A 4,615-nucleotide genomic window follows, 5' to 3' on the forward strand; every position below is an offset into this window, starting at 1 on the left:
GATAGCATATAATTTATTCCATTTATATATCTACAGAAATTTAAGAACTTTTGATTTTAAAAAAGATACTAAAAAGATATTTTTAAGAAGATTTTACAGAGGAATTATCCGCTTAAATGAACCACTATATTATCCAGGAGCTTCTTCAGGATAATATCTGAATTTGTTCAGTTGGTTATAGAACTGCAAAGCAAATATGCTAAAAACCTTCCATTTCAATGGGGGAAAGGGGGTTCTGTATCTTATTTGAGCTGATTTTAGTGTAGAAAATACTGTTTAAAGTAATATTCTCTCTTTTTTATTTTTTAAAAATCATTTGCGGAATCTCTGGTACCTGTACATTTTATTTGCATTTTAAGTTAAGAGGTGTTATAATTTAGATTGGTTAAAAACCCACGCTCTGCTAGCAGCAGGGCCATTAGTCCGTGTGGAGGAGGTGAATGTAAATGGAAACTAGAAAAAGAGATTACGAAACAACTTTTGTATTAAAACCTGATCTTGAAGATGAAGAAAAGCAAAATATTCTTCAGCGTGTCAAAGATGCAATCTCAGATCACGAGGGAGAAGTAACCGAGGTTGATGCCTGGGGTAAAAAACAGTTAGCATATGAAATTAAGGATTACCGTTCTGGTGATTATACAATCTTAGAATTCAATGCCAAAACTACTGTAGTTAATGAGTTAGAGAGAATCTTTAAGATTATGGATGGTGTACTTCGTTATTTAGTAGTTAGAAATGATGCATAATATAAATTTAGGTGGTGAATAATCTTGTTAAACAGAATTGTTTTAATCGGCCGCCTGACACGAGATCCAGAACTTCGCTATACCAGTAATGGAACTCCAGTTTGCAACTTTACCCTGGCTGTTGAGAGAAATTATACCAACCGTAATGGTGATCGCGATGTTGATTTTATTAATATTGTGACCTGGCGGGGTCTGGCGGAAAATTGTGCCCGTCATCTCGGTAAAGGTAGACTGGTTGGAGTAGATGGATCCTTACAAATACGTAAGAGTGAAAATAACAATAGAACTTATATAAATCCTGAAGTGAATGCTGATAATGTGCGTTTTCTAGATTTCGGTAACAATAACGGTAGCCGAAATAATAATCAGGGACAGTATCAGAATAATCAGAGTAACAAGCAGCAGAACAATAATCAGGCTCAGCAGAATAATAATAATCAGCAGCAGAGTCAGGATGATTTTGATGCTCAATTTGATGATAATTTTGATGCTGATGATTTTGATGTACCATTTTAAAAAGGAGGTAAATCTTAATGCCTAGAGGTAGAAATAAATCTTGCCATTTTTGTGCAAATGAAGATAAAAAAATTGATTATAAAGACTTAAGAACTTTAAATAGATATCTTACAGACCGCGGTAAAATTATGCCACGTCGTGTAACAGGAAATTGTTCCAAACATCAAAAATTAATTACACAGGCAGTTAAAAGAGCTAGATCAGTTGCTCTGCTGCCATATGTAAAAGAATAAGTATTTTATGAAGGAGGCAAAATCTATGATGGCGCCTCCTTTCTTTAATAATAGATGTTAATTTCTGCCGGCAGATGAGGTGATAAATTAGATGGATATTAGAAACTATAAAGATAGTATTAGAACCCTGGCCTACATAATTTTATTAACTGCAATTAATTATTTTATCCCATTTTTATCAATGGCAGTTATGATACTCTGGCCGGTGCCAATAGTGTATCTTGTTCAGAAAAAAGAAAGTAATGGGGTAATTACTGTAATTATAATTGCTGCTTTATTTAATGGGGTTTTATTTGGAACTTTTATGGGCCTGATGACTGTAATTGGTTTTGGACTGGTCGGTTTTGTAATTGGAAATGTAATAAAAGAAGGTCTCTCACCTTTAAAAACTCTAATCACAGCAGTAATTACAGTAGTGATATCCCAGGCTTTAATATTTTATGTATCATCAGGAATGCTTAATTTAAATTATCAGACATTACTGCAGCAGATTATAGATAGCTTAAGCAGCGAATTTGATCAGCAGTCAGTAGAACAGCTGATTACTGCTCAAATAAGTTTGATCAGAATGATTTTCCCTGCGCTGCTTGCTGTTTCAGCAACAGTAACCGGTATTTTAAATTACTATGTTTCAGCCTGGTATTTAAGAAGAAGGGGTTTAAATATAGAATTATATAAAGCAGTTAGTAAATGGTATTTTCCCCGCTGGATTGTTTCAGTTTTGATAGTTATCTCTCTTTTAATGACTTCCAATCCGATATTTTTAAATATAAATATTTTTATGTTTTTCCTGGCTTTTTTGCAGGGTTTTTCGGTTTTAATGTATTATTTATCTACAAAGAGCAGTTCTTTTTTGTTAAAATCATTTTTTATATTTTTAATCTTTATTTTTCCACCGGTTCCGATTATTTTAGTATTACTTGGAATGATCGATATGTGGTTTAATTTTAGAAAGCAGAATAATCAACCCGGTTAAAATGACTAAGGAGGTAAAAGATTATGAAAGTAGTATTAACAGAAGATGTTAAAAAGTTAGGTTCTAAAGGTGATGTTGTAGAAGCTGCTGATGGTTATGCCCGCAATTATTTAATGCCTCGCGGTCTGGCTGTGGAAGCAACTCAGCAGAAAATTAAAGAACTAAAAGAAAAAGAAGCAAAGAAAAATCGACTGGAATCAGAAAAAAGAGATGATGCTAAAAAATTAAAGTCTAAGTTAGAATCAGAAAAATTTGTAATCAAGGTTAAGGCTGGCGAAAATGGTAGATTATTTGGTTCTGTCAATACAAAAGATATTGCTGAAGCAGCTGCCGATAAGGGTTATGATATTGATAAGCGTAAGCTGGAACTTGATGATTCTATTAAATCTCTGGGAATGCATACTGTGGCAGTGAAATTGTATGATGATATTACAGCTAATTTAAAGATTAATGTAAAAGAAAAATAAAAGTATAAAAATACCTCCAGGTAGATAGTCTATTTTAGTTAGGCTGTCTACTCTGGAAGTATCAGATCAGCTAAAAAGTCTGGAGTTTAATTTAGAACAAGGAATATTCAAATTTTTGTGATTTATGTCTTTTTTTATTTAAATTAAATATTAAGCAGGATTTTTTAGTTTAATCAAGAATAAAGAAATAAGAGAAAAAGATTTTTTTACAGTTCTTGAAAACGCTTTCAAATTATTAAATAATCAAATAAAAGGAGTGATCTTAATGAAACTATCTTTTCGCTGGTATGGTGACGATGATCCTGTAACTTTAGAAAAAATTAGACAGATACCTGGAATGGTAGGAATTGTTACAGCTATTTATGATATCCCGGCAGGAGAAGCCTGGCCTTATGAGAAAATCAAAGAGTTGAAAGATAAGGTTGAGGCAGCTGGTCTCGAAATTTCGGCGATCGAAAGTGTGCCGGTTCCAGAGGCAATTAAAATGGGGGTTGAACCCCGGGACCGCTACATTGAAAATTACAAAGAGACTTTAAGAAACCTATCTAAGGCAGGAATTGAAGTTGTAACATATAACTTTATGCCTGTTTTTGACTGGACCCGCTCAGAACTTGATTATGAGCTTGAGGATGGTTCAGAAGCTTTAATCTATAAAAAAGAAGAAGTAGATAAAATGGATCCTGTTGGAGGAGAGCTTGATTTACCCGGCTGGGATACCAGTTATGACAAAGATGAATTGAATGATTTAATGACTGCTTATCAGGAAATTGATGAGGATAAGCTCTGGGATAATTTAGAATATTTCTTAAAAGAAATTATTCCTGTAGCCGAAGAAGAGAATATCAAAATGGCAATCCATCCTGATGATCCACCATGGTCTATTTTTGGTCTGCCAAGAGTTATTGTAGGCAAAGAAAATCTGCATAAATTTTTAAATTTAGTTGACTCACCAGCAAATGGTCTTGCACTCTGTTCTGGTTCCCTGGGAGTTAATCCAGAAAATGATGTGCCTGCAATTATTAGAGAATTTGGGGATAGGATTCATTTTGCTCATGTGAGAAATATAAAAATCACAGGTGAAGATAGTTTTGAAGAAGCTGCTCACTTAAGTGAGAAGGGATCACTTGATATGTATGAGATTATGAAGGCCTATCATGATGTAGGTTTTGAAGGACCTCTTCGCCCTGATCATGGAAGGATGATCTGGGGTGAGACTGGTAAACCAGGTTATGGTCTATATGATCGTGCTCTGGGAGCAACTTATCTTAATGGTCTCTGGGAAGCAATTAATAAATGTAGTAAATAAAAAGGGAAGGAGAGCGATATGTTAAAACTAAAAAAAGAAGAATTAAAAGATAAAGCACAGTGGACTGAAGCCGGAATAAATCCGCCAGAATTTGACTATCAGAACTTAGTTGATAAAACAAAAGCAAATCCTGAATGGGTACACTTTGGTGCAGGTAATATTTTTAGAGCTTTTATAGCTCGCCTGCAGCAGGAACTCTTAAATGAAGGAGAAGTGGAAACAGGAATCATTGCTGCCGAAGGTTTTGACTATGAGATTATAGACAAAATATATAAACCAGCTGATAACTTAAGTCTGGTAGTTAAGATGTCAGCTGATGGTAATCTGGATAAAACACTGCTGGCCAGTATTGCTGAAGGATTAAAAGCTGA

General features: G+C 34.1%; 6 protein-coding genes and 1 pseudogene. All 7 read left to right on the plus strand.

The features are described 5' to 3' along the window. Positions 1–446: 446 nt before the first annotated feature. Positions 447–746 (plus strand): 30S ribosomal protein S6, encoded by a 300-nt coding sequence (rpsF, locus tag BW929_RS14990; RefSeq protein WP_076546272.1) that lies wholly within the window; start codon positions 447–449, stop codon positions 744–746. Positions 747–770: 24 nt separating this feature from the next. Continuing rightward, complete coding sequence (locus BW929_RS14995) at positions 771–1,262, plus strand: single-stranded DNA-binding protein (RefSeq protein WP_076546273.1); 492 nt, start codon at positions 771–773, stop codon at positions 1,260–1,262. Positions 1,263–1,279: 17 nt separating this feature from the next. After that, positions 1,280–1,495, plus strand: a complete 216-nt coding sequence (gene rpsR / locus BW929_RS15000; protein ID WP_073157999.1) for a 30S ribosomal protein S18 — start codon at positions 1,280–1,282, stop codon at positions 1,493–1,495. 91 nt (positions 1,496–1,586) lie between these two features. Beyond that, a complete protein-coding gene (locus tag BW929_RS15005) occupies positions 1,587–2,471 on the plus strand; it encodes a DUF2232 domain-containing protein (RefSeq protein WP_076546274.1) in 885 nt (294 codons plus the stop codon). Positions 2,472–2,494: 23 nt separating this feature from the next. Continuing rightward, positions 2,495–2,938, plus strand: a complete 444-nt coding sequence (rplI, locus tag BW929_RS15010; RefSeq protein ID WP_076546275.1) for a 50S ribosomal protein L9 — start codon at positions 2,495–2,497, stop codon at positions 2,936–2,938. Positions 2,939–3,203: 265 nt separating this feature from the next. After that, positions 3,204–4,244 (plus strand): mannonate dehydratase, encoded by a 1,041-nt coding sequence (uxuA, locus tag BW929_RS15015; RefSeq protein WP_076546276.1) that lies wholly within the window; start codon positions 3,204–3,206, stop codon positions 4,242–4,244. Between the two features lie 18 nt (positions 4,245–4,262). Further along, positions 4,263–4,615 (plus strand): annotated as a pseudogene (locus tag BW929_RS15020) (mannitol dehydrogenase family protein); the annotation flags it as partial.

The sequence above is a fragment of the Halanaerobium kushneri genome (assembly GCF_900156285.1).
GTDB classification, from domain to species: domain Bacteria; phylum Bacillota; class Halanaerobiia; order Halanaerobiales; family Halanaerobiaceae; genus Halanaerobium; species Halanaerobium kushneri.